General features: G+C 64.7%; 23 protein-coding genes. 13 read left to right on the top strand and 10 right to left on the bottom strand.

Annotation, left to right across the window (positions count from 1 at the left end; genetic code table 11):
• A complete protein-coding gene (locus tag QAZ47_RS10075; RefSeq protein WP_278233135.1) occupies positions 1-1,296 on the bottom strand; it encodes an amidase in 1,296 nt (431 codons plus the stop codon).
• 174 nt (positions 1,297-1,470) lie between these two features.
• Here QAZ47_RS10075 and QAZ47_RS10070 point away from each other — a divergent pair, with 174 nt between their 5' ends.
• Positions 1,471-1,818, top strand: a complete 348-nt coding sequence (locus QAZ47_RS10070; RefSeq protein WP_278233134.1) for a GFA family protein — start codon at positions 1,471-1,473, stop codon at positions 1,816-1,818.
• A gap of 177 nt (positions 1,819-1,995) precedes the next feature.
• Positions 1,996-3,078 (top strand): nitroreductase family protein, encoded by a 1,083-nt coding sequence (locus tag QAZ47_RS10065; protein WP_278233133.1) that lies wholly within the window; start codon positions 1,996-1,998, stop codon positions 3,076-3,078.
• Between the two features lie 139 nt (positions 3,079-3,217).
• Here the strand turns inward: QAZ47_RS10065 and QAZ47_RS10060 are convergent, their stop codons facing one another.
• Complete coding sequence (locus QAZ47_RS10060) at positions 3,218-4,432, bottom strand: MFS transporter (protein WP_278233132.1); 1,215 nt, start codon at positions 4,430-4,432, stop codon at positions 3,218-3,220.
• Between the two features lie 172 nt (positions 4,433-4,604).
• Here QAZ47_RS10060 and QAZ47_RS10055 point away from each other — a divergent pair, with 172 nt between their 5' ends.
• Positions 4,605-5,570: an AraC family transcriptional regulator gene (locus tag QAZ47_RS10055; RefSeq protein WP_278233131.1), complete on the top strand. Its 966-nt coding sequence runs from the start codon at positions 4,605-4,607 to the stop codon at positions 5,568-5,570.
• A 107-nt stretch (positions 5,571-5,677) separates the two neighbouring features.
• The gene (locus QAZ47_RS10050; RefSeq protein ID WP_278206589.1) at positions 5,678-6,109 is read left to right on the top strand and encodes a DUF4437 domain-containing protein; all 432 of its coding nucleotides are present in this window, start codon (positions 5,678-5,680) and stop codon (positions 6,107-6,109) included.
• Between the two features lie 34 nt (positions 6,110-6,143).
• Here the strand turns inward: QAZ47_RS10050 and QAZ47_RS10045 are convergent, their stop codons facing one another.
• The 7 genes from QAZ47_RS10045 to QAZ47_RS10015 all read right to left on the bottom strand — a co-directional run bounded on the left by QAZ47_RS10045 (position 6,144) and on the right by QAZ47_RS10015 (position 12,846).
• Complete coding sequence (locus QAZ47_RS10045) at positions 6,144-7,229, bottom strand: ABC transporter ATP-binding protein (protein WP_278206588.1); 1,086 nt, start codon at positions 7,227-7,229, stop codon at positions 6,144-6,146.
• Positions 7,229-8,332: an ABC transporter ATP-binding protein gene (locus QAZ47_RS10040; protein WP_278233130.1), complete on the bottom strand. Its 1,104-nt coding sequence runs from the start codon at positions 8,330-8,332 to the stop codon at positions 7,229-7,231. Before QAZ47_RS10040 ends, QAZ47_RS10045 begins: the two co-directional genes overlap by 1 nt.
• The gene (locus tag QAZ47_RS10035) at positions 8,329-8,550 is read right to left on the bottom strand and encodes a hypothetical protein (RefSeq protein ID WP_278233129.1); all 222 of its coding nucleotides are present in this window, start codon (positions 8,548-8,550) and stop codon (positions 8,329-8,331) included. Before QAZ47_RS10035 ends, QAZ47_RS10040 begins: the two co-directional genes overlap by 4 nt.
• Positions 8,547-9,503, bottom strand: coding sequence for a carbohydrate ABC transporter permease (locus QAZ47_RS10030; protein WP_278233128.1), 957 nt, complete (start codon positions 9,501-9,503; stop codon positions 8,547-8,549). The genes QAZ47_RS10035 and QAZ47_RS10030 overlap by 4 nt, the downstream gene beginning before the upstream one ends.
• Position 9,504: 1 nt before the next feature.
• Positions 9,505-10,410, bottom strand: coding sequence for a sugar ABC transporter permease (locus tag QAZ47_RS10025; protein WP_192253241.1), 906 nt, complete (start codon positions 10,408-10,410; stop codon positions 9,505-9,507).
• A gap of 67 nt (positions 10,411-10,477) precedes the next feature.
• On the bottom strand, positions 10,478-11,794 hold the full coding sequence (locus tag QAZ47_RS10020) for an extracellular solute-binding protein (protein ID WP_278206584.1): 1,317 nt from the start codon (positions 11,792-11,794) through the stop codon (positions 10,478-10,480).
• Positions 11,795-12,150: 356 nt separating this feature from the next.
• Positions 12,151-12,846 carry a TetR/AcrR family transcriptional regulator gene (locus QAZ47_RS10015; protein WP_278233127.1) on the bottom strand — a complete coding sequence of 232 codons (696 nt, stop codon included), beginning with the start codon at positions 12,844-12,846 and terminating at the stop codon, positions 12,151-12,153.
• Between the two features lie 133 nt (positions 12,847-12,979).
• Here QAZ47_RS10015 and QAZ47_RS10010 point away from each other — a divergent pair, with 133 nt between their 5' ends.
• Genes QAZ47_RS10010 through QAZ47_RS10000 form a run of 3 tightly spaced genes read left to right on the top strand, consistent with a single transcriptional unit; the run spans position 12,980 to position 15,474 of the window.
• The gene (locus tag QAZ47_RS10010) at positions 12,980-14,176 is read left to right on the top strand and encodes a Tm-1-like ATP-binding domain-containing protein (RefSeq protein ID WP_278233126.1); all 1,197 of its coding nucleotides are present in this window, start codon (positions 12,980-12,982) and stop codon (positions 14,174-14,176) included.
• 12 nt (positions 14,177-14,188) lie between these two features.
• Positions 14,189-15,043 carry a phosphoenolpyruvate hydrolase family protein gene (locus QAZ47_RS10005; protein WP_278233125.1) on the top strand — a complete coding sequence of 285 codons (855 nt, stop codon included), beginning with the start codon at positions 14,189-14,191 and terminating at the stop codon, positions 15,041-15,043.
• A gap of 14 nt (positions 15,044-15,057) precedes the next feature.
• Positions 15,058-15,474 carry a cupin domain-containing protein gene (locus QAZ47_RS10000; protein WP_278233124.1) on the top strand — a complete coding sequence of 139 codons (417 nt, stop codon included), beginning with the start codon at positions 15,058-15,060 and terminating at the stop codon, positions 15,472-15,474.
• Between the two features lie 217 nt (positions 15,475-15,691).
• On the opposite strand, the gene QAZ47_RS09995 is transcribed toward QAZ47_RS10000, so the two are convergent.
• Complete coding sequence (locus tag QAZ47_RS09995) at positions 15,692-16,882, bottom strand: Xaa-Pro peptidase family protein (protein WP_278233123.1); 1,191 nt, start codon at positions 16,880-16,882, stop codon at positions 15,692-15,694.
• A 310-nt stretch (positions 16,883-17,192) separates the two neighbouring features.
• Between QAZ47_RS09995 and QAZ47_RS09990 the strand changes: the two genes are divergently transcribed.
• From QAZ47_RS09990 to QAZ47_RS09965, 6 genes are all read left to right on the top strand, one after another.
• Entirely contained in the window at positions 17,193-18,803 is a 1,611-nt protein-coding gene (locus QAZ47_RS09990; RefSeq protein ID WP_278233122.1) for an ABC transporter substrate-binding protein, read from the top strand.
• Positions 18,804-19,073: 270 nt separating this feature from the next.
• Positions 19,074-20,060: an ABC transporter permease gene (locus tag QAZ47_RS09985; protein WP_278233121.1), complete on the top strand. Its 987-nt coding sequence runs from the start codon at positions 19,074-19,076 to the stop codon at positions 20,058-20,060.
• Positions 20,057-20,887, top strand: coding sequence for an ABC transporter permease (locus QAZ47_RS09980; protein ID WP_278233120.1), 831 nt, complete (start codon positions 20,057-20,059; stop codon positions 20,885-20,887). The genes QAZ47_RS09985 and QAZ47_RS09980 overlap by 4 nt, the downstream gene beginning before the upstream one ends.
• Positions 20,884-21,894 (top strand): ABC transporter ATP-binding protein, encoded by a 1,011-nt coding sequence (locus QAZ47_RS09975; protein ID WP_278233119.1) that lies wholly within the window; start codon positions 20,884-20,886, stop codon positions 21,892-21,894. Before QAZ47_RS09980 ends, QAZ47_RS09975 begins: the two co-directional genes overlap by 4 nt.
• Complete coding sequence (locus tag QAZ47_RS09970) at positions 21,891-22,670, top strand: ATP-binding cassette domain-containing protein (protein WP_278233118.1); 780 nt, start codon at positions 21,891-21,893, stop codon at positions 22,668-22,670. Before QAZ47_RS09975 ends, QAZ47_RS09970 begins: the two co-directional genes overlap by 4 nt.
• Positions 22,667-23,173: an L-2-amino-thiazoline-4-carboxylic acid hydrolase gene (locus tag QAZ47_RS09965; protein WP_278233117.1), complete on the top strand. Its 507-nt coding sequence runs from the start codon at positions 22,667-22,669 to the stop codon at positions 23,171-23,173. The genes QAZ47_RS09970 and QAZ47_RS09965 overlap by 4 nt, the downstream gene beginning before the upstream one ends.
• Position 23,174: the final 1 nt, after the last annotated feature.

The raw sequence follows: 23,174 nt of genomic DNA, 5'->3' as shown, positions 1-23,174 counted from the left end.
TCAGCCCTTCAGCAAAGCCTCCACCGACGCGGCGATGCCGAGAAGGCGACGATCGTGCCCATGCCTCGCCACCAGCATCAGTCCGGCCGGCAGCTTTGTGCCGGGCATCGGCAGCGAGATGGCACACAGATCGAACTGGTTGGCGACCTGCGTGTTGCGTAAGAGCAGACCTTCCGTTCGGTCCCGAAGCGCTTCATCGCCGGCCATGGCGGCGATCGACGGCGCAACCATCGGCACGGTAGGCAGGGCAAGCACGTCGACCGCTTGCAGCCGGGCCTCCATGGCCGCAACCAGTTCTGTCCGGCGGCGGATTGTCCTGATGTAGGCGGAAGCGGGAACCGTCAGCGCGCGCGACAAAGGCCCGCTGACATGCGGATCGACCGGCACCGACGCGCCGGACGCCAGCCAATCGGCATGCACTTCCGCGCCTTCCATCGACGCGATCGAAGCCCTTTTGGTCGCTGCGCGCATCTCGGCGATGAGATCGCCGATCGGCAAGTCGGCGACGTGCCCGCCGACTTGTCCGATCTTGCCGATGCACTGCTCGAAGGCTGCGGCGAGCTCGGCTTGCGTGTCGTCAAAGAGCCGGCCGCGCGGAATGCCGACACGCAGGCCGGCGAGCGGGATCGGCTGGAGAGCAGTTTGCTCCTCGCCCGCCATGATCGCGTCGGCAGCCATGCAATCAGCCACGCTGCGGGCGAGCGGCCCGATCGAATCCAGCGTCGCCGACAAGGGAAAGGCGCCGGAGAGCGGCACGCGCCGTGCCGTCGGCTTGAAGCCGACGACGCCGTTGAGCGCGGCCGGAATGCGCACCGAGCCGCCGGTGTCCGAGCCGACGGAGATGTCACTGCTGCCCTCGCCCACCGCGACCGCCGCTCCGGACGACGAGCCGCCCGGGATCAGGCTGGCATCGGCGGCATTGCCCGGCGTGCCGTAATGCGGATTGTCGCCGATGGCGGTGAAGGCGAACTCGGTCATGCTGGTCTTGCCGAGGATCACGGCGCCTGCCTGGCGCAGCCGGCGCACGATCGCCGCGTCCCGCGCGGCTGGCTGGGCACCGGCGCGCATCAGCGAGCCCGCCCTCGTCGGCTCGCCGGCGACATCGAACAGATCCTTGATCGAAATGATTACGCCATCGAGCGGTCCGAGGCTTACGCCCGCCTTCCGGCGGGCATCGGCCGCATCGGCGGCGGCGGACGCCGCTTCGGCATAAAGCTTGGTGTAGACCTTCTCGTCGCCGGCGCGATTGGCAAGACGTGACAGGATGATTTCGAGACGGTCGCGGACGGATTGCATGTCGATGTCGGACTCCGCAAGGATGCAACGTCTTTAAAGCAATTCCAGGAAAAGCGTGTAGCGGTTTCCGTCCGGAATTGGGTGAAAACAAAGACTTGATGCGGCAGGCCAGGCCTGCGCAAGGGATAACCCGGCAAGCGTGCCTCTGCACCTGCCAGTGATAGGAAGAGACCGATGCTGTACAAAGGCAGCTGCCATTGCGGCAAGGTGGCGTTCGAGGTCGAAGGCGAGCTCGGCGGCGTCGTGCGCTGCAATTGTTCGATCTGCGCGCGCAAGGGCGCGCTGCTTTGGGCCGTGCCGCATGAAAGCTTACGGTTGGTCGCCTGGGGCGATGACCTCGGCAAATACACTTTTGGCAAGGGCTCGATCGCGCATCGCTTCTGCCGGACCTGCGGCATCCATCCCTTCGCCGAGGATGTCAGCCAAAGCAGTGAGCGCAGCGCCTACATCAACATCAATTGCCTCGAGGGGATCGACCTCGCCGCAGTGCAGGTCTTCGAATTCGACGGACGCGCTGCCTAGGGAGCGCCAGAACCTTGGGTCCGAGCAGGAAAGGGCCATTGCCGCAAGCGCTTTGCCGCTCGCTATGGATGCAAGCGCTTGCATGCCAGCATGGTCGACCAGCAGGCCTTGATGGAGATCAAAGGGTAACCTTCCGACTGGCACTATCTTGCCTGCGAGTTTGGCCAAGAGGGCACGATGAACAGGCGAACGATGCTCGTCGGCGCAGGCGCCTTGGTTGTCGCGGCGGGCGCCGGTGTAGCCGGCTGGCGATCGGCGGTCGGATCGATGGCCCAGTATGAGGCTTTCACCGCGCGATTGCATGGCCAACTGACGCCCGACCTTGAAGCCGTGGTCCGCTACGCCACCTTGGCGGCCAACAGCCATAATACGCAGCCCTGGCGGTTCCGGTTGGAAGGGCAAGCAATCGAGATACGGCCTGACTTTCGGAGGCGGACTCCTGTCGTCGACCCTGACGACCATCATCTCTATGTCAGCCTGGGATGCGCCATGACCAACCTTGCACTCGCCGCGGCGGCGACAGGCCGTCCGGGCGAGGCCTCGCTCACAGCCGACGGCGATGGTGTCCGTTACGATTACGTCATGGGCGCGCCAAACGTGGACCCGCTGGTCGACGCCATTTCAAAACGCCAATCGACGCGTGCCGAATACGACGGTCGTGCTGTCCCTGCGGCGGACCTCGTCGAAGTCGAGCGAACAGCTGCGATCCCAGGTGTAAGCCTCGCACTCGTCACCGACAGGACACGGATGATAAAGGTTCGGGATACCGTCCTTGCCGGCAACGAAGAGCAGATGAACGACCCCGCGTTCATGCGTGAACTGAAGCAGTGGATACGATTCAACCCGCGCAGCGCGATGGCTCGAGCTGATGGGCTCTTCTCTGCCGCGAGCGGCAATCCGGTGCTGCCGACTGGCTTGGGTCGGATCGCGTTCGACCGGCTATTCAACGTCGCGCAGGAAAATCAGAACTACGCCCGTCAAATTGACTCTTCCGCCGGGGTCGCGATCTTTTTTGGCGAGCGACCGGACCATGATCACTGGATCAGGGTCGGCCAGGCCTGCCAGCGCTTCGCTTTGGCCGCAACGGGTCTGGGGCTCAAGATCGCCTTTATCAATCAGCCCATCGAGGTCGCCCGCCTGCGCGCCGACCTGGCGGCGATCGTCGGCGAGACCCGCAGACCTGATCTTGTGATGCGGTTCGGGTACGGACCCACCTTGCCTTTTTCGCCAAGAAGGCCGGTGGCTTCGGTCATCGGTTGATCGCGTCGGATAACAGCGGCCAGGATTGCTGGCTTGTTCCGTTTGCCAAATCACCGACTTTCCAGCAGCCACAATGACAGCTTCGACCCGGAGCCGCCGAGGGCCCCGGGTCGAAGCGAAAAGCTCATACCGAGTTAAACTATTCAGCCTGTTTCGGCCCGATCGCGAAAGTCACCAGGGCCGCGAGCAGCGTCGCCGCGGCGCCATAGGCGAAGGCGCTGGCGACACCGGCATGGTCGACCAGCAGGCCGCCGAAGACCGCGCCCAGCGCGATCGCCACCTGGAACGTCGCGACCATCAGGCCGCCGGCGCTCTCGGCCTGGTCGGGCGCGGCGCGCACCAGCCAGGTCTGCAGCCCGACCGGCACCGCGCCGAAGGCAAAGCCCCAGGCGGCAACCGCGATGGCCGCGATCACCGGCGAGGCGCCGAGGATCAGCATGGCAAGCGCCGACAGCGCGATCAACAACGGCGCCAGCGCGACCGCAAGCTTCAGGTTGCGCTCGGCCAGGAAGGCGCCGGCGAAATTGCCGAAGAAGCCGCCGATGCCATAGGCGAGCAGCACCAGCGAAATGGTCTCGATCGGCATGACGGGAACCGTCTCCAGGAACGGCCGCACATAGGTGAAGCCGGCAAACTGTCCGGAGGCGACGAGCAGCACGACCAGGAGAGCGACGCGGATCGTCGGCCGCTTCAGCACGTCGATCAGGGTCCGGAAGCTCGCCACCGCCGTCGGCGGCAGGCTGGGAATGGTGGCAAGCTGAACCAGCAAGGTCAGCGCGCCGACGACCGCCGCGATCATGAAGGCCGTGCGCCAGCCCCAGATATCGCCGACATAGGCGCCGACGGGAGCCGCCGTCACGGTGGCCACCGAAACGCCGGTCAGGATGATCGACATGGCGCGCGGCATCAGCCGCATCGGCACCAGCCGCATCGCCATAGCGGCCGACATCGACCAGAAGCCGCCGAGCGCGATCCCCAGAACCACACGGGCCAGAAGCAACATCGCGAGCGAGGAAGCGAAGGCGGCAACGAGGTTGGAAACGATCAGCAGGACGGTGAGCATCCACATGACCAATCGGCGGTCGAGCCGCTTGGTGACGATGGCCATAGTGGGCGCGGCGATCGCGCCGACGACGGCCGTCGCCGTCACGGCCTGGCCGGCGGCACCTTCACTGACGCCAAGATCCTGCGCCAGCCGCGTCAGCAGGCTGGCGGGCAGGAATTCGGCCGTCACCAGGCCGAACACGCCGAGCGCCAGCGAGACCACCGCGCCCCACACAGGCTCGGTTCGTTCCTCCGGTTCGGTTCTGTCGAGAACAGCGTCGTCGATGACGCCTGTGGCGGGTTCGGTCATGGCAAATTCTCCGATCTGTCTGCGGCGCCACGCGGGGGATGACCAACTGTGGACCAACCCGTTACATGCTTGGCGGGCGGCTCCATCGGTCCGATTTGGTTGCGGCGCAACATTTGGCTGCGGTGCAACATAGGGAGTGACTGCCTGGAGTTTCCATGCTAGAAACGCCGAAATGAATTACAATTCGTCCAAAACCACATTGCCGGCATCCGGCGACCCGCTGACCGACATGTTGCGCGGCTTGCGGCTCGATGGTGTCGAATATGGCCGCTGCGTGCTGGGCGAGCCTTGGGCTGTTTCCTTCCCTGCGCAGAAGGCGGCGCGCTTCCATTTCATCGGCCAGCAGGGCTGCTGGCTGTTCTCGCCGGCTAAGGAATGGATCGAGCTATCGGTGGGCGACGCGCTGCTGATCCCGCGCGGCGACGAGCACGTGCTGGCGAGCGCTCCCGGCGTTCCGCCCGTGCCGATCGGCCGCTACACCATCGAGCCGGTCTGCGAGAACATCTACGATGTCTCCAACGGCTGCGACGGCTGCAAGACCTTGCTGTTTTGCGGCAGCATGCACTTCAATCTCGACGGCTCGCATCCGCTGCTCGACATGATGCCCGACCTGATGCGCGCGCATGAGCTGATGGCGAACGCGCCGGGCATCCAGCATCTGCTCGACGCGATGGCCGGCGAGGTGACGATGGACCGCGTCGGCTCCGGCGGGATTCTGGCTCGGCTCGCCGACGTGCTCGCCGCCACGATCATCCGCTCCTGGGTGGAGAACGGCTGCGGCGATGCCACCGGTTGGATCGCCGCCGTCCGCAACCCGGACGTCGGCAAGGTGCTCGCCGCCATTCACCTGCAGCCCGATCGCGACTGGTCGGTCGAGGCGCTCGCGAAGATGATGGGGGCGTCGCGTTCAGCCTTCGCGCAGCGCTTCGTCACAGTGGTCGGCGACACGCCGGCTAAGTATGTGCTGCGCGTGCGCATGCACCAGGCGCGGCAGTGGCTCGCCCGCGACGGCATGAGGGTGTCGGTGGCGGCTGCGAAACTGGGCTACGATTCCGAAGCCTCCTTCAGTCGCGCCTTCAAGCGGGTGGTGGGCGTCGCGCCGAGCCATCTGCGCAACAACGGCGACGACCATCCCTGACATCGCGGCCACGCCGCCACCTGGCTGGAGGAATTGCCAAATCTTTTGGACGAAGGGCCATTCCTCGCCCGCTGAGACGGCATAAGCTTTTGGTGGAGGAAACCGCCATGGCCAATTACTTTGCACCGCTCGCGCTGGCCGCGCTGGCCGTCCTTCCGGGACGGGCGTTCGCGCTCGAGGACAGCTACCTGCCCGCCGACAAGATCCCTTACCTCGTCGAAGCGCCGGACCAGCCCCAGCGCCTTGGTCCGCTGTGGGGCGAGCGCGCCAAAGGCCCGGCCGGCACGCTGCTCAAGGTCCCCGGCAACTGGCGCGCGCCGGTCCACGCCCACACCGCCGACTATCGCGCCGTCGTCATCAAGGGGCTCTGGGCGCATTGGCAGATGCAGGGCGGCGAAGCGACCAAGGTCGAGCTGCCGCCGGGCTCCTATTGGACCCAGAAAGCCGACGAGATGCATGACGACGCCTGTCTGTCGGACACCGAATGCGTGATCCTTTTGATCAACGACACGCCTTACGAGACGTACCTGCCGAAATAGCCCAAGCGGTAGCGGTTGGACGAACGGCTGGCCGCTATCCGGCGTGGCGCAGGCTAACCCCGCTGCCCTTGTCGAACATCACCACCTTGTCCGGATTCCAGGCGAAGCGGACCGGCTGCTCGATCTCGACGGCGGTCCTCGCCGGCACCGTGGCTCTCAGCATCGTGTCGCCGACCCTCAGCGTCACGATCTTCTCGACGCCGTGGTTTTCGACGTCGTGGACCTGCGCCTCGACCGGCGCACCGCTCTCCAGATAGACGTCCTCCGGACGGATGCCGAAGACGAGCGGGCGACCGTCGGTCGCACCGCCCGTCCTGGCTCCCCCAGAAAGCGGCAATTCGAAATTCATCGGCGCCATCACCGCGCGGTTTTCGACCATCCTGCCGTCGATGAGGTTCATCGGCGGCGAGCCGACGAAGCTCGCGACATAGGTGTCGCGCGGATTGTTGTAGATCTCCTGCGGCGTGCCGGTCTGGACGATGCGGCCATGGTTGAGCACGCCCACCTTGTCGCCCATCGACATCGCCTCGATCTGGTCGTGGGTGACGAACAGGAAAGTGGCGCCGAGCTGCATCTGCAGGTTTTTCAGCTCCGTGCGCAGCGCCTCGCGCAGCTTCGCGTCGAGCGCCGACAGCGGCTCGTCCATCAGGAACACGCGCGGCTTGCGCACGATCGCCCGGCCGATCGAGACGCGCTGCATCTCGCCGCCGGAGAGCCTGTCGGTCTTGCGGTCGAGCAGGTGCTCGATCCTGAGCGTGCGGGCCGCGCGCGCGACGCGATCCTTGATCTCGTCGTCCGGCAGGCGGCGGATCTTCGGCTTCAGCGGGAATTCGAGGTTCTCGCGCACCGTATAGCGCGGATAGAGCGAATATTGCTGCAGCACCAGCGCGACGTCGCGCTCGGCCGCGCCCCAGCTAGCAACATCGACGCCATCGATGAAGACCTGTCCCTCGGTCGGCTTGTCGAGCCCGGCGATCAGGCGCAGCGTCGTGGTCTTGCCGGCGCCGGTCTCGCCGAGCAGCACGAAGAACTCGCCGTCGGCGATCTCGAGATTGAGGCCCGTCAGCGCGGTATGGCCGCCGAACTTCTTGGTGATGTTCTTCAGTTCGATATGGGCCATTACAGCCTTACTCCGAGTGACTTGCCGCTTGCCGTGTCGAAGAAATGCGCCTGCTCCGGATCGATGCGGGCATGGACCTTTTCGCCGGGACCCGAGACGTAGCCGGCCTTGGTGCGGGCGCGCAGCATCTTGGAGCCGACCTTGAGGTCGACAATGTCGAAGGAGCCGAGCGGCTCAATGATCTGCGCCTCGACCGGCATGTAGCCGGGCGCGGCATCGTGCCGAACGAGCACGCCTTCCGGACGGATGCCGAGCGTCAAGCCACCGTTGGAATGCCCGTTGAGCTTGGACAGCAGCTCGCGCGGGAATTCGAAACCCTTGGGCGTGCCGCCGACGGTAACGGAGGCGATGCCGGCCTGATCCGCGACGGTGGCCTCGGCAACGTTCATCACCGGACTGCCGACGAATTGCGCCACGTACAGGTTGGCCGGGTGCGAATAGACCTCGTCCGGCGTGCCGACCTGTTGGATGAAGCCTTCATGCATGATGACGATGCGGTCGGCCAGGCTCATCGCCTCGATCTGGTCGTGCGTGACGTAGATCGTGGTCGAACCCTGCTTGATGTGCAGCCGCTTGATCTCGGCCCGCATCTCCTCGCGCAGCTTGGCGTCGAGCGCGCCGATCGGCTCGTCCATCAGCATCGCCTTCGGGCGCCGCACCAGCGCCCGGCCGATCGCCACGCGCTGCATGTCGCCGCCCGAGAGTGCCGACGGTTTCTTGTCGAGCAGGTCCGTGATGCGCAGGACCCTGGCGATCTCGCGCACCGACTTGTCGACTTCGCCGCTGCTCAGTCGCGTTGCGCGCAGCGGAAAGGCGATGTTCTCGAACACCGTCATATGCGGATAGAGCGAGAAGGACTGGAACACCATGGCGATGTCGCGGTCGGCCGCCTTGAGGTGCTGCACGGCCTTGCCGTCGATCAGGATGTCGCCCTGATCGATCGTCTCCAGCCCCGCTATCGCGCGCAGCGTCGTGGTCTTGCCGCAGCCCGACTGGCCAAGCAGCACGATGAACTCGTTGTCGGCGATGGCGAGGTTCAGATTGTGGATGACCTGGACGGCGCCGAAGAATTTCTCGATGCCGCGAAGTTCGATCTGCGTCACTGCCGAGCCCCCTCATGCGTCGCGGCGCCGGTTTCCTCACTCTGCTCCGGCGCAATCTTGGACGTGATGTTGAAGCCGATCAGCCCGGTCAGGATGATCGTCACGCCGTAGGAATGCAGCCCAAGGCTCCATGGCTGACAGAGCGCGATGATGCCGAGCACCATGAGGATCTGCGACGCCGGCAAAAGATACTTCTCGTTGATCGCGCGAAAGCTCATTTGCGGATCGCTCCGAAAGTCACGCCGCGAAGCAGGTGGTTGCGCAGCAGGAAGGTGAAGATCGCGACCGGCAGCAGGAACAGGAACGTGCCCGCCGCGATCGTGGTCCAGTCCGGCAGGCCGGAACCGATCTGGCTTGGGATGAAGGGCGGCGCCGTCTGCGCGCGCCGGTTGGTCATGATCAGCGCGAAGGCGTACTCGTTCCAGGCGGTGATGAAGCAGAACACAGCGGTGGCGGCGATGCCGGTCGCCGCTTCCGGCAGCACGATCTTGAAGAAGGCCTGCATGCGCGTATAGCCGTCGACGAGCGCAGCCTCCTCATACTCCTTCGGGATCTCGTCCATGAAGCCCTTCATCAGCCAGACCGAGAACGACAGGTTGAAGGCGACGTAGAGGATGATGAGTCCGATATGCGAGTCGTTGAGGCCGACCGCCCGGTACATCAGGAACATCGGGATGGCGACCACCACCGGCGGCAGCATGCGTGTCGACAGGATGAAGAAGAGAAGGTCCGCCTCGCCGGCGATCTTGAAGCGCGAGAAGCCGTAGGCAGTGAAGGTTCCCATGCCCACCGCGAGCACGGTGCTGATCACCGCCACGATCAGGCTGTTCATGAACCGGTCGGGATATTGCGAAAGCTGCACGTCCTTGCCGACTTTCAGCACCCGCTCGCCGCCGTCATAGATCTTTTTTTCCCACCAGGGCGCGGCCTCGTAGGCTTGCGGGTCGACCGTCTTCTGCATCTGCACGCGCTTGGTGAAGAGCCGCACGAACGGCGTCACTTCGGGTTCGAAGAGGACGGTGGGCGGCACGCTGACGGCGAGCTCCTTCGGCTTGAACGCCGTCGAGGCGATCCAGTAGATCGGCGCCAGGAAGATCAGCGTGGCGATCAGCACCGCGGCGATAGCGATGCGGTTGAGCGCGACCTCGGAAGAAGTGCGGACGGCGGCCATCTCAGCGCTCCTTCACCTTGTTGAGATACTTCACGTAGAGGTTGGTGATCGCCAGCACCATGATCAGCACGATGTAGGCGAGCGCGCAGGACTTGCCGGTATCCCACTGCTGGAATGCCTGCTTGTAGAGCCGGATCGCGATCAGCTCGGCGGTCGGCTGGGTCGTCATCGTGTAGGCGATGTCGAAGGTCTTGAAGGCTTCCATGGTGCGGAAGATCAGTGCGATCAGCAGGATCGGCGAGACCAGCGGCAAGGTGATGCGGGTGAAGGTGTACCACCAGCTGGCGCGGTCGATCGCGGCGGCCTCGTAGAGGTGCTGCGGCACGGCCGACAGGCCGGCGAGCGAAAGCAGCATGACGAAGGGCGACCACATCCAGATGTCGGTGATCGCGACGGCGTAGAGCGCGCTGTCGGGATTGGAAAGCCAGGCGAAGTCGCCAAGGCCGAAGACATAGTTGATCGGCCCCCAGGACGGACTGTAGAGCAGCTGCCAGAACAGGCCGACGACCGCCGCCGACATCATCATCGGCAACAGCAGGAGCGTGGTGATCAGGCCCTTCATCGGAAAGCTGCGGTTGAGCAGGAGCGCAAGACCGAAGCCCACGATCATCTGGCCGGCCACCGACACGATCACGTATTTCGCGGTGATGACGAAGTTCGACCAGATGTGGTCGTCGGTCAGCAGCTCGCGATAATTCTGCAGGCCGACGAACTGCCAGGGCTCGCTGCGGTTCGCGGCGAAGTTGGTGAAGGAATAGCCGAGCGAATAGATCAGCGGAAAAATGTTGAAGACGATCAGGAAAACCAGCGTCGGGATGATGAACATGTTGCGGATGGTCAGATCCGACCAGCCGCGCGCGGCGGCCCTGGATGCGGGATCAAGATTGGTGAGGGCTACCGAAGCCAACGGTCGTTCTCCCTGAAAACAGGAATGCCGGAGGGGAAGCCCTCCTCCGGCATTCTGACTGCGATGCTTACTTGTAGCGGTTGTATTTGGTGAACGTCGCCTTCCAGTCGGCGGCGGTCTTGTCGAGCGCTTCCTGGGCGGTGCCCTTGCCGCCGACCACGAACGGATAGATGTTCTGGTTCAGCTGATCGAGCACCTCGGCGTATTCAGGCGTTGCCCAGAAGTCCTTGACCATGAACATCGTGTCGTAGAACGCCTTGTTGTAGGGCGTGGCGTTCTGGAAGGCTTCCGACTTCAGCACGGCCTGGCTGCAGGTATAGCCGCCGAGCTCGGCCCACTTCTTCTGGGTCTCGTCCTTGATGAACCACTCGAGGAACTTCATCGCCTCGTCCTTGTTCTTCGAGTACGAGACGACGGAGATGCCCTGACCGCCGAGAGCGGCGAAGCGCTTGCCGTCCGGACCGGCCGGATTGGCGAAGAAGCCCGTGGCGTCGGCATAGGGGTTGGTGGCCTTGTTCACCAGCGGCGGGAAGAAGGCGAAGAAGTTCATGCTCATCGCGGCGAGGCCGCCGGTGATCGCCTGGTTGTCTTCCACGAAGAAGGTCTTGCCCCAGCCCGGAGGCGTGAACTTGTAGAGCTCCTTGTACATGTCGAGGCCGGCGGCGGCCTCCTTGGAATTGGTGACGCCGTCGACCTTGTAGGTTGCGTAGTCGCCGAGATCGCCGCCATAGCTGAAGATGGCGCTTTCCACGCCCATCGCCATCGCGTCATAGGAATTGTCGGTGTAGATGGCGATGCCGTAGCGCTTCTGGTCCGGACGGTGGAAGAACTCGGCGATGTCGCGCAGCTGCGCATAGGTCTTCGGAATGTCGAGGTCGTAGCCATATTTGGCCTTGAAGGCTTCCTTCTCCTTCGGGTCCTCGAACCAGTCCTTGCGGTAGGACCAGCCGATCGCGTCGCCTTCCAGCGGGATCGCCCAATATTTGCCGGACCCGCCGGGATATTCGGCATAATATTTGATGGTCGCGGGCGCCATCACATCGCCAAGCTTGTGCTGGTTGAAGAAGTCGGTGAGGTCGACATAGTGGCCCTGCGTCGAACCGGCGCCCAGCCATTGCGAGTCGCCCACCACCATGTCGTAGGCGTCGCCATGCGCGTTGAATTCGGTGAAGGCCTTGGTCTGGAAGTCCGGCCACGGCGTGGTCTGCACCGTGACCTTCACGCCCGTTTCGGCCGTGTAGTCGTTGACGAGTTCCTGCAGATAGTTCGCCGGATCCCATTCCGCCCAGAAGATGGTGAGTTCCTTGTCCTGCGCGCGGACGGATGTCCCGCAGGCAAGCGCCAGCCCGATACCAGCGATCACGCTGGTCACTATCTTGCGCATAGTTTTCCTCCCTTGTGCGCATTCTACCGTGTCATGCGGGCCGGCAGTGTGGTCGGCCCTGGTAGTTCCTCCCGTGATGGCACTTTTCCGGCTTTGAGCCTCCTCGCCCCTGCCGGAAAAAACGGATCGCAATCCGCACTTTCGATCCGCTTTATGCGTACTGATCTGGTATTACCAATTAAAGAGGGCCGTCAAGCTCTTTCTTGGACGCAGAAAAGCGGCTCGGCAAGCCAATCGAAGCGGTATCTGTCTGTTTTCTCTTGTTTTTCCTACTCCTTGATACGTTAAGGCCTTGTTTCTGGCGATGCACCACAATTATTATGCGTAACTGGCTCCCCAATCTGGTCGAACCAGATTTAAGACATTCCCGCTCCAGATGCCGCGGCAGCTCCGCTCGCTTTCGCTTCCGATTCCGCCATCGCCGCGCGCACCAGCACACCTGCCGCCCACCCGGCGACCGACATCGTGTCGCGGCTGTCCAACCCCCATATGTCCTTCAGCACGATCAGCACCTCGACGCCGAACATCAGCGACAGCGCCTGCGCCAGACGCTTGAACTGGCGCGGCTTCAGTTGGCCTTTGAGCGGCGCGATCGCGTCCTTCAGGAGATCGACGCGATGGCCGCGCTTGAAGGCCGGCTCGGCGCCCAGCGTGCCTGCCTGCCGCCTCGCCCATTGGTCGAGCGACAGCTTGAGCGCCGCCTTGAACGTCGCCTCGAAGGCCTCGATGCGCGGCATGGCTGAGGCGAATAGTTCGGCGACGCGCCGCTCCGGGTCTTTCGAATTCGACTTCCAGGTCAGGATCGGACCGAGCCCCTCGTCGACCACCGCCTGCACCAGTGCCGCCTGGCTTGGGAAGTAGCGATATGCGGTCGCGCGGGAAACTTCCGCCGCCTCGGCCACCTCGCTCACCGACGGTGTCACGCCGGACTGCATCAGCCTGGTCGCCGTCTCCAGCATCAGCCGCCTGGTGCGGGCGCGTGGTCCCTTTTCGGCTGCCGGCGCCTGCTCGGCATCGTCGTTGGAAGCGGCTTGTTGACGTGAGACATCCATGTCAATACGATACGCGCGTCTCAAAAAATTGCAATGGCTCCCTTTTTGGACTGGTTGCGTTGACACGTAAAGCACTAAGCCTTCAGGAATTGAGCATCGCCGCCTCTGGGCCAGCCAACATAGAGAGGCGTCAATGAAGCGCATCTATGTGGTCGGCACCGCCGACACCAAGGGTGAGGAGCTCGCCTTCCTGGCAGATGCCGTAACTGCGGCCGGCGGCACGGTCCTCCGCGTCGACATCGGCACGCGCGGCGCCACCGTCCCCGTCGATGTCGCGGCAGGCGAGGTCGCGGCGCATCATCCGGATGGAGCCGGCGCGGTGCTCGGCATCGACGATCGCGGCACCGCAGTTGCCGCCATGGGCGTCGCCTTTACCCGCTTCATCCAATCGCGTGACGACGTCGCCGGCGTGATCGGCATTGGCGGCGGCGGCGGCACCTCGATCGTCACCGCCGGCATGCGCGCGCTGCCGCTCGGCCTGCCCAAGATCATGGTCTCGACGCTCGCTTCCGGCGACACGGCGCCATATGTCGATGTCTCCGACATCGTCATGATGCCGTCGGTCACCGACATGGCCGGCCTCAACCGGCTGTCGCGCGTCGTGCTCCACAACGCCGCCCAGGCGATCGCCGGCATGGCCGCAAAACCGGCACCGGTCGCCGCCGGCAAGCCGGCACTTGGCCTCACCATGTTCGGCGTCACCACGCCATGCGTCACAACCATCGTCGAGCAATTGCGCGCCGACTATGACTGCATGGTCTTCCACGCCACCGGCACCGGCGGCCGGTCGATGGAGAAGCTCGCCGACAGCGGCCTGCTCGCCGGCGTTATCGACATCACCACCACCGAAGTCTGCGATCTCCTGTTCGGCGGCGTGCTGCCGGCAACCGAGGATCGCTTCGGCGCCATTGCCCGTACGAAACTGCCCTATGTCGGCTCGGTCGGCGCGCTCGACATGGTGAACTTCTGGGCGCCGCCGACGATCCCCGAGCGCTATCGCGGGCGGCTGTTCTACGAGCACAATCCGAACGTCACGCTGATGCGCACCACCGCTGACGAATGCCGCAGGATCGGCGAATGGATCGGCGGCCGCCTCGCCCGCTGCGACGGCCCGGTCCGCTTCCTGATCCCGGAAAAGGGCGTGTCGGCGCTCGATATCGAAGGCGGCGCCTTCTTCGATCCGGAAGCCGATGCGGCGCTGTTCGAGGCGATCGAGCGCACCATCGAGCCGGCCAGGAACCGCACCGTGACGCGCCTGCCGCTGCACATCAACGAACCCGCATTCGCCAAAGCCGCCGCCGAGGCCTTCCTCGACATCGCCAAGAAGTGAGACCGGACAAGCATGGCCGCCATTCCGCGCAGAGAAATCCTGGAAAAATTCCGCAAGATGATCGCCGAGGGCGTGCCGATCGTCGGCGGCGGCGCCGGCACCGGCCTGTCGGCCAAGGCCGAGGAGGCCGGCGGCATCGACTTGATCATCATCTACAATTCCGGCCGCTACCGCATGGCCGGGCGCGGCTCGGCGGCCGGACTGCTCGCCTACGGCAATGCCAACGAGATCGTCAAGGAAATGGCCTATGAGGTGCTGCCGGTGGTGAAGAAGACGCCGGTGCTGGCCGGCGTCAATGGAACCGACCCTTTCGTCATCATGCCGCTGTTCCTTGCCGAGCTGAAGACTATGGGCTTTTCCGGCGTGCAGAATTTTCCGACCGTCGGCCTGTTCGACGGCACCATGCGCCGGAGTTTCGAGGAGACCGGCATGGGTTTCGGGCTCGAGGTCGACATGATCGCCGAGGCGCGCAAGCTCGACCTCTTGACCACCCCTTACGTCTTCAACCCGGACGAAGCGCGCGCCATGACGCGGGCCGGCGCCGACATCGTCGTCGCCCACATGGGCGTGACGACGGGCGGCTCGATCGGCGCCACCTCTGCGAAGTCGCTTGAGGCCTGCGTGAAGGAGATCGACGCCATCGCCGACGCCGCGCGCTCGGTGCGCGAGGATGTCATCCTGCTTTGCCATGGCGGGCCGATCTCGATGCCCGACGACGCGCGCTACATCCTGGAGCGCTGCAAGGGACTGCACGGTTTCTACGGAGCGAGCTCGATGGAGCGATTGCCGGCCGAAGCTGCGATCGCCAGGCAGACGGCGGATTTCAAGGCCGCGGCAGTCGGCAAAGCGAATACTACCAGCAACTAGGGAGGGATGAGGCAATGGCCGACAAGAGCAAGGTGTTCGTCTACCCGAAGGATGTCAGCGCCTTCGGCTTCGACTGGGGCAGGCTGGCCCTCACCGTCGCGCCGGAAGTGAACGGCGCGGAACGCTTTTCCGGCGGCGTCGTCGACCTGCCGCCCGGCCAAGGGCATACTCGCCACAACCATCCGGGCGCGGAGGAGATCATCTTCGTCATCTCGGGCCATGGCGAGCAGATGGTCGAGGACGAAAAGGGCAATCCAGTGGTCGCCAAAGTCGGTCCCGGCTGCACCGTCTACGTGCCGGAAAGCCGCTTCCATTCGACGCTCAACACCGGCGACCAGCCGATGCAGCTTTTCGTCGTCTATTCACCCGCCGGACCGGAGCTGGCACTGCGGGAGCTACCGGATTTCAGGCTGCTGCCGGCGGGGCAATAGTAGACTTAATTCCTGTCCAGGGCAGCGCTGCCCCTCATTGTCCTGCCGGACATTTCTCCCCGTCACTATACGGGGGAGAAAGACGCTTTCATCTGCGCTTTCGCCAATTTTCGAAGTTGCAAGACGAGCACCAAGATAGCAGCAGCTCCCTTCTCCCCGTCACTATACGGGGAGAAGGTGCCGGCAGGCGGATGAGGGGCTGCGCCAGCCTTTCGCTTTATGCCGCCCCGCCCCTGTTCCACCCCCTGCCCCGATCGCCGAACATCACATAGCCGGCATCGGTCACCGCCACCGTATCCTCCAGCTTGATGAAGCCGCGCGTCGGATGAAGCATGGTGGTCTCGACCGAGAGCACCATGTTTTTTTCCAGCGGCTTGGCGGCATAGGTGCCTTCATAGGTGACCGGATGGTTGGTCATCAGGAACGGCGCCTCATGGGTGATCAGACCCATGCCGTGGGCGAAGAAATCCGTGTAGGCCGCAACCTTGGAAGCCTTCAGCACGCTTTCGGCATGCGCGATCATGTCGCCACCGAGCGTGCCCGGCTTGACCTTCGAGAAGGCCGCCTGCTGCACCGCCTCCACTTCGGCCAAAAGATCCTCCAGCTCGGCATCCGGCTCGCCAAGTACGCCCATGCGGCAGAGGTCGCCGATATAGCCGCGATAATTGCCGCCGGAATCGATCGACAGCACCTCGCCCTTCTTCCACGCCTGGTCTGAGGCGGCGCGGTTGTGGCTGGAGCCCAGCGTCAGCAGGCAATATTCGAAATGCGCGCCGCGATTGGTCTCCTCGCGCCTGAGCCGCTCGATGATGTCGGTCTTGGTCGTGCCCTCGCGCGCCCAGCGAATAGTCGTCAGCATGGAATCGGTGATCAGCTCGGAGGCGATGCGCAGTCTTTCGAGCTCGGCCTCAGTCTTGATTGCGCGCATGTTCTCCAGCATGCCGGTGGCGTCGACCAGCTTCGCGTCCGGCAGCGCCTTGCGGATCAGCGTGTAGGCGTCCGCCGGCAGGAAGCCCGGCTCGATACCGATGCGCGCCCCGGCCTTGCCGATCTTCCGCAAATGCTCCACCGCGAGATTTGCGGCGTCGAGCGTGCCCCAGCAGGCGGCATGCAATGTCGGCGTCCAGAACGGATGGTTCTGGTGCTCGCCGCCCTCCATCTTGTTGCCGATATAGGCCGCGTTCTCCGGCCCGCCCTTCTCGTATAGGACGATCGGCAGATAGCGGCTGTGGCCGATGGCATCCATCGCGGCAAAGAAGATGAACTTGTAGCCGCCGAGCAGATATTGCGTATTGTGCTTGGAGGTGGCGCAGAGCACGTCGATGCCCGCCTCCTCCATCAGCCTGTCCACCCGCGCCTGGTCGAACGGGATGCTGGTGACGTCGGTCTTGCCCGGAGCGATGTTCATCTGCCTCTCCCTGATCTTTTGGCTGCCTAAGCTTTCGCCTAAATCTGCACCATTTTTGCCACTTTGGTCCAGCCAGAACCAACTGCCTTCCGGTTGAACTTGCCACCGCGCCGATCGAAACGTATTTCCGATGCAAATCTGGTCCTACCAGATCTGCAATTGTCGATGGCTCGATATAACTGGTCCAGCGGACGAAAATTTCAAAGCCAAGCCAGCATGCGCCAAATCCGTCTCTGGCGAAACCTTTGCCGAAGGCCATAATCGCGCCCATTGTCCGCGCCCGTTGCGACGCGAAGAGGGGAGTTGAGCGATGTCCGAACTGACGATTTCACGCCGCGGCCTGCTTGCCGGTTCGGCGCTGCTCTTGGCGTCGACCGCGCTGCCGGCGATCGTCCAGGCGCAGATGCCGAAGAAGGGTGGCAGGCTGATCGTCGCCGCCGATTCCGAGCCGCGCAACCTCAACCCGGCGATCGTCGCCTCCAATGGCGTCTTCTTCATTTCCAGCAAGATCGTCGAGACGCTGGCCGAAGCCTCCTTCGACGGCAAGGACGGACTTCAGCCGCGCCTTGCGCTCTCCTGGGAAGGTGCGGCCGACGGCCTGTCGGTAACCTTCAAGCTGCGCGACGGCGTCAAATGGCATGACGGCAAGCCCTTCAGCTCGGCCGATGTCGCCTTCTCGGCGCTGCAGATCTGGAAGCCGCTGCAGAATCTCGGCCGCACCGTGTTCAAGTATCTCGTCGCCGTCGACACGCCCGACGAGCTGACCGCGGTGTTCAAATTCGCCAAGCCGACCCCGTTCCAGCTGATCCGTAACGCGCTGCCGGCGCTGACGAGCGTCGTGCCGAAGCATGTCTATGAGAATGGCAAGATCGAGGACAATCCGGCCAACAACGCCCCGGTCGGCACCGGTCCGTTCAAATTCGCCGAATACAAGGCCGGCCAATATTACCGGCTGGCGCGCAACGACGACTATTGGGGCAAGGACGAGCCCTATCTCGACGAGATCGTCTACCAGGTGCTGCCCGACCGCACTTCGGCCGCCGCGGCGCTCGAGGCGGAAGAGATCCAGCTCGCTGCCTTTTCCGCCGTGCCGCTCGCCGATCTCGACCGCATCTCCAAGGTGCCGGGCCTGAAGGTGATCACTAAGGGCTATGAGGGGCTGACCTACCAGCTCGTCGTCGAGATCAACCACCGCCGCAAGGAACTGGCCGACCTGAAGGTGCGGCAGGCGATCGCGCATGCCATCGACAAGGATTTCGTCGTCAAGACGATCTTCCTCGGCTACGCCGCGACCGCCACCGGCCCGGTGCCGAAGAACGATCCGCAATTCTATACCGCCGACGTTCCGACCTATCCGTTCGACGTCGGCAAGGCCAACGACTTGCTCGATGAAGCCGGCTATAAGCGCGCCGACGACGGCAAGCGCTTCACGCTGAAACTCTTGCCGGCGCCCTATTTCAACGAGACGAAACAGTTTGGCGACTACCTGCGCCAGGCGCTCGCAGCAATCGGCATCGACGCCGAGATCGTCAACAACGACTCGGCCGCGCATATCAAGGCGGTCTACACCGACCATGCCTTCGACCTCGCCGTCGGCCCGCCGGTGTTCCGCGGCGACCCGGCGATCTCGACCACCATCCTGGTGCAGAGCGGCATTCCGGACGGCGTGCCCTTCTCCAACCAGGGCGGCTACAAGAACGCTGAGCTCGACGCGCTGATCGCCAAGGCCTCGGAGACGCTCGACACGTCGGCTCGCACCGAACTCTATAAGGAATTCCAGAAAAAGGTCGCGGCCGACCTGCCGTTGATCAACGTCGCCGAATGGAGCTTCATTTCCGTCGCCCGCGACACCGTCGGCAACATCGCCAACAACCCGCGCTGGGCGGTGTCGAACTGGGCGGACACCTATTTGGAATCGTGACACAGTCGCGCGGATGAGAATTCGCCAAATCGTCGTAGACGCACGAGCAAACGTCGAGCTCTACGATACCCCCCTCTGTCCTGCCGGACATCTCCCCCTCAAGGGGGGAGATCAGCAGCTTGTCTGTCTCGCCAGTTCTGCAACGTCGAAGATTGGCGAAGCCAGAGATAACAGCCAATCTCCCCCCTTGAGGGGGAGATGTCCGGCAGGACAGAGGGGGGTGCCTGGGCGCAGCCCTAACCAGCATGTCGCCATGCCTTCGAGGGCGCCATGACCCGCGCCCTCATCCTCCTTCGCCGCCGCCTCGTCGGCAGCATCTTCGTTCTCCTGATCGTCGTCATCGGCAGCTTCCTCTTGCTCGAAGCCGCACCCGGCGACGCGGTCGACGCCTATATCGTCTCGACCGGCGGCGATGCCGGCATGATCGAATTGCTGCGCCACCGCTGGGGCCTCGACCAGTCGGAACTGACCCGCCTCGCCAACTACCTCTGGGCGCTGCTGCATCTCGATCTCGGCCAGTCCGTCACCTTCTCGCGGCCAATCCGCGATGTCGTCCTCGAACGCCTGCCGACCACGCTCATCCTGATGGGCAGCGCCACCGCGCTCTCCTTCGGCCTCGGCTCGGCGCTCGGCATCTACGCCGGCGCGCGGCCGGGCAGCTTTCGCGACCGTTTGCTTTCGATCGGCTCGCTGGCGCTTTATGCCGTGCCCGGTTTCTGGCTTGGCCTGGTCTTGATCGTGATTTTCGCCGTCGACCTGCGCTGGCTGCCGATCGGCGGCATCGAGACCATCGCCTCCGGCAAGACCGGGCTGGCGCGGGCCACCGACATCGTCACCCATCTCGTGCTGCCGGTCTCGGCGCTCGGTTTCATCTATCTTGCGCTCTATCTGCGCATGATGCGCGCCGGCATGGCCGAGGCATGGCGCCAGGACTTTATCCTCGCCGCCCGTGCCCGGGGCCTGGCGCGCCGCCGCATCGTGCTTGCGCATGTCGCCCGCAACGCGCTCCTGCCGCTGGTCACCATGCTCGGCCTGCAATCGGCGCAGATGCTGGGCGGCAGCGTCGTCATCGAAAGCGTCTTTGCCGTGCCAGGCCTCGGCCGGCTGGCGCAGGAAGCCGTCGCCGGGCGGGACACGCCGCTGCTGCTCGGCATCATCCTGGTGAGCGCCGTGCTCGTCGTCGCCATCAACCTCCTGGTCGACCTCGCCTATGCCTTTCTCGATCCGCGCGTCGGCGCCGGTGAGGCAGGCGCATGAGCCGGCTGCTTCGTTTCTTCCGCGCGCCGGAAGCGATCGCGGGCGCGCTCATCCTCGCCCTGCTGGCCGCAATGGCGTTGGCGGCGCCGCTGCTTTTCCCAGGCGATCCTCAGGCGATCGCCGGCCCGGCGCTGCTGCCGCCGTTCCAGGACTGGTCGCTGCCGCTCGGCACCGACCGGCTCGGCCGCGACGTGCTGGCCGAGCTTTTCCACGGCGCCCGCACCTCGCTGGCCGTCGGTCTGGCGGCGGCCGCCGCGGCGCTCCTTATCGGCGCGGTGGTCGGCACGCTGGCCGGCTTTGCCGGAGGCCTGATCGACGAGGTGCTGATGCGCGTCACCGACGCCTTCCAGACCGTGCCGAGCTTTCTTCTCGCGCTGGCCTTCGTCAGCATCGTCGGCCCCTCGCTTGGCGTGGTCGTCGCGGCAATAGCACTCGGCGCCTGGACCGGACCGGCGCGTGTCGCGCGCGCGGAAGTGCTGTCGATCCGCGAGCGCGACTATGTCGCCGGCGCCCGCGTCATCGGCATGCATCCGCTCGAAATCGCCTTTCGCGAGGTGCTACCCAACGCCTTGCCGCCGGTGCTGGCGCTGTCCTCGGTGATCGTGGCTGCGGCCATCCTCACCGAGGCGGCGCTTTCCTTCCTCGGTCTCGGCGATCCCAACCGCGTCACTTGGGGCGGCATGATTGCCGAAGGCCGGGCCGTGTTGCGCACCGCGCCGTATCTGTCGATCTTTCCCGGCATCGCGCTGGTGCTGACCGTGCTCGGCGTCTACCTCGCTGGCGAGGGCGTGGTCGAAAGCAGCGCGGTGCGCAGGAGCCTGTCGTGACGGCGCTGCTCTCGATCCGAGATCTCTCTGTCCGCTACAGCCGCGACGGCCTCGAGGTGGCGGCACTGAACGGTGTGTGCCTGGATGTTCTCGCAGGAGAGCGCCTCGCGATCATCGGCGAGAGCGGTTCGGGCAAAAGCACGCTGGCGCTGGCGATTGCGGGGTTGTTGGCGGGGTCCGCTGTGATTGGCGGAAGCATCGGTTGGCCGATACCGAAATCGCAAACCTCTCGTTCCTTCGCGCCCCCCTCTGTCCTGCCGGACATCTCCCCCACAAGGGGGGAGATCAGCAGTTCCGCTGCCGGCTCTCCTCCTGCAGCGCCGGCGATTGGCGAAAGCGGCAGCGACAGCTCAATCTCCCCCCAAGTGGGGGAGATGTCCGGCAGGACAGAGGGGGGCGCCGTAGAGCGCCAGCCTTTTCGTCCTCGCGATACCATCCCCCGCCTCGGCCACGACATCGGCTTCGTCTTCCAGGATCCCTCCTCCAGCCTCGACCCCGTCATGCCGATCGGCAAACAAATCGCTGAAGTCGTGCACACCCATCTAGGCCTCGGCTGGTCCCAATCCCTGGCCCGAGCCAAAACCCTCCTCGAACGCGTCCGCCTGCTCGACCCTGAATCCGCCTTGCGCGCTTACCCGCACCAGCTTTCCGGCGGCCAGAGGCAGCGCGTGGCGATCGCCGCGGCAATCGCCGCCGGACCGAAACTGCTGATCGCCGACGAGGCGACCAGCGCGCTCGACACCATCGTCCAGGCCGAGATCGTCACCCTGATCCGCAGGCTGGTGGCCGAGGATGGCATGACGTTGCTTTTCATCAGCCACGACATCGCGCTCGCCGCCACGCTTGCCGAGCGCATCGCGGTGCTGCGCCATGGCGAATTGGTCGAGATCGGCGGGACCCGCCAGATCGTCGAAGCGCCGCGCCATGCCTATACGCGCACGCTGCTCGATGCCCATCTCGGCCTCGACGCCGAGCCGCTGCTTGGCCGGCAGGGCGCTTCGGCATGAGCCTGCTCGCCGTCTCCAACCTTGCCAAGCGCTATTACCGCGGCGGCAAGCCTTTTCCCGCGGTTGACGATGTCTCATTCGAGATCGGCCCGGCCGAGACGCTGGCGCTCGCCGGCCCGTCGGGCAGCGGCAAGTCGACGATCGCGCGGCTGGTGCTGCGCCTGATCGAGCCGGACGCCGGGCGCGTCGAATTCGAAGGCGCGGACTTCCTTGCGCTGTCGGGCGCCGCGCTGCGCGCGCGCCGCGCCCGCCTCCAGATGGTGTTCCAGGATCCGCTCGCCGCCTTTAATCCGCGCGCCACCGTGGCGCGCGTGCTGGACGACCCGTTGCGCATTCATGGCATCGCCTCCCGCGCAGAGCGCCCGCGTCATATTGCGGCGCTGCTGGGGCGCGTCGGTCTTGATGCCGGCCTTGCAGCGCGCGCCATCCACGAGATTTCCGGCGGCCAACGCCAGCGCGTGGCCATCGCCCGCGCCATCGCCGCGCGGCCGTCCCTGATCGTGCTCGACGAGGCCGTTTCGGCGCTCGATGTGTCGGTGCGGGGACAGATCCTGGAACTGCTGCTCGACCTGCAAAGACAGGAACGGATCGCCTATCTCTTCATTTCGCATGATCTCGGCGTCATCCGAGCCGTCGCCCATCGCGTCGTCATCCTCGACGCTGGCCGGATCGCCGAAAGCGGCGATGCCCGCGCCGTCGTCGCCGACCCGCAATCGGCGATCGGCAAGGCGCTGGTGGCGGCAACGCCGAAATTGAGCAGGATCACAACGCCATGACCGATCCCGAAACAGCCAGAGCCGAAAAACTGTCGCGCGAGCTCGACTCCGCTTTCCGCAACCGGGCCGATCTCTATCGCCTCTTCCTCGACGAGCTGACCGCCGAGCTCGGTGCCGAGAAGGCCGAAGCGGTGATGATCCGCACCATCGAAAAGCGCGGCCGGGAGGTCGCGGCGGCGGCTTTCGCCGATTTCGGCCCCAACGACGCACCAGCGATCGGCGAAGCGTTCCTGGCCGTCAGCCCTGATGATGGCCGAATGTATCCGACCCATGTCGATCGCGGGCCGGACCACATCGCCTTCAAGGTCAAGCGTTGCCCGCTGAAGGACGCTTGGGTCGAGGCCGGCGTCAGCGAGGAAAAGCTGGCCACGCTCTGCCGCATTGCCGGCGCCTTCGACCGCGGCCTGTTCGAGGCGACCGGCGTGCGCTTCGCCAACGTCACCTGGACGCCCGGCCATGGCTCCGGCTGCTGCCATATCGCGCTGACCAACAGGGACGCTTAAC

The organism is Mesorhizobium sp. WSM4904, assembly GCF_029674545.1.
Classification (GTDB): domain Bacteria; phylum Pseudomonadota; class Alphaproteobacteria; order Rhizobiales; family Rhizobiaceae; genus Mesorhizobium.
Note: the sequence above shows the minus strand (reverse complement) of the source record. Positions and strands in the feature narration are given on the sequence as shown.

What these genes read in the sequence shown, in the direction of transcription:
- QAZ47_RS10005 (WP_278233125.1), top strand. Translation starts at nt 14,189, where the DNA reads ATGGCCGCCATTCCGCGCAGAGAAATCCTGGAAAAATTCCGCAAGATG.
- QAZ47_RS10030 (WP_278233128.1), bottom strand. Translation starts at nt 9,503, where the DNA reads ATGGCCGCCGTCCGCACTTCTTCCGAGGTCGCGCTCAACCGCATCGCT.
- QAZ47_RS10045 (WP_278206588.1), bottom strand. Translation starts at nt 7,229, where the DNA reads ATGGCCCATATCGAACTGAAGAACATCACCAAGAAGTTCGGCGGCCAT.
- QAZ47_RS09985 (WP_278233121.1), top strand. Translation starts at nt 19,074, where the DNA reads ATGACCCGCGCCCTCATCCTCCTTCGCCGCCGCCTCGTCGGCAGCATC.
- QAZ47_RS10070 (WP_278233134.1), top strand. Translation starts at nt 1,471, where the DNA reads ATGCTGTACAAAGGCAGCTGCCATTGCGGCAAGGTGGCGTTCGAGGTC.
- QAZ47_RS10010 (WP_278233126.1), top strand. Translation starts at nt 12,980, where the DNA reads ATGAAGCGCATCTATGTGGTCGGCACCGCCGACACCAAGGGTGAGGAG.
- QAZ47_RS09980 (WP_278233120.1), top strand. Translation starts at nt 20,057, where the DNA reads ATGAGCCGGCTGCTTCGTTTCTTCCGCGCGCCGGAAGCGATCGCGGGC.
- QAZ47_RS10020 (WP_278206584.1), bottom strand. Translation starts at nt 11,794, where the DNA reads ATGCGCAAGATAGTGACCAGCGTGATCGCTGGTATCGGGCTGGCGCTT.
- QAZ47_RS10055 (WP_278233131.1), top strand. Translation starts at nt 4,605, where the DNA reads ATGAATTACAATTCGTCCAAAACCACATTGCCGGCATCCGGCGACCCG.
- QAZ47_RS10035 (WP_278233129.1), bottom strand. Translation starts at nt 8,550, where the DNA reads ATGAGCTTTCGCGCGATCAACGAGAAGTATCTTTTGCCGGCGTCGCAG.
- QAZ47_RS10075 (WP_278233135.1), bottom strand. Translation starts at nt 1,296, where the DNA reads ATGCAATCCGTCCGCGACCGTCTCGAAATCATCCTGTCACGTCTTGCC.
- QAZ47_RS09965 (WP_278233117.1), top strand. Translation starts at nt 22,667, where the DNA reads ATGACCGATCCCGAAACAGCCAGAGCCGAAAAACTGTCGCGCGAGCTC.
- QAZ47_RS10065 (WP_278233133.1), top strand. Translation starts at nt 1,996, where the DNA reads ATGAACAGGCGAACGATGCTCGTCGGCGCAGGCGCCTTGGTTGTCGCG.
- QAZ47_RS10015 (WP_278233127.1), bottom strand. Translation starts at nt 12,846, where the DNA reads ATGGATGTCTCACGTCAACAAGCCGCTTCCAACGACGATGCCGAGCAG.
- QAZ47_RS09995 (WP_278233123.1), bottom strand. Translation starts at nt 16,882, where the DNA reads ATGAACATCGCTCCGGGCAAGACCGACGTCACCAGCATCCCGTTCGAC.
- QAZ47_RS10060 (WP_278233132.1), bottom strand. Translation starts at nt 4,432, where the DNA reads ATGACCGAACCCGCCACAGGCGTCATCGACGACGCTGTTCTCGACAGA.
- QAZ47_RS09970 (WP_278233118.1), top strand. Translation starts at nt 21,891, where the DNA reads ATGAGCCTGCTCGCCGTCTCCAACCTTGCCAAGCGCTATTACCGCGGC.
- QAZ47_RS09990 (WP_278233122.1), top strand. Translation starts at nt 17,193, where the DNA reads ATGTCCGAACTGACGATTTCACGCCGCGGCCTGCTTGCCGGTTCGGCG.
- QAZ47_RS10050 (WP_278206589.1), top strand. Translation starts at nt 5,678, where the DNA reads ATGGCCAATTACTTTGCACCGCTCGCGCTGGCCGCGCTGGCCGTCCTT.
- QAZ47_RS10000 (WP_278233124.1), top strand. Translation starts at nt 15,058, where the DNA reads ATGGCCGACAAGAGCAAGGTGTTCGTCTACCCGAAGGATGTCAGCGCC.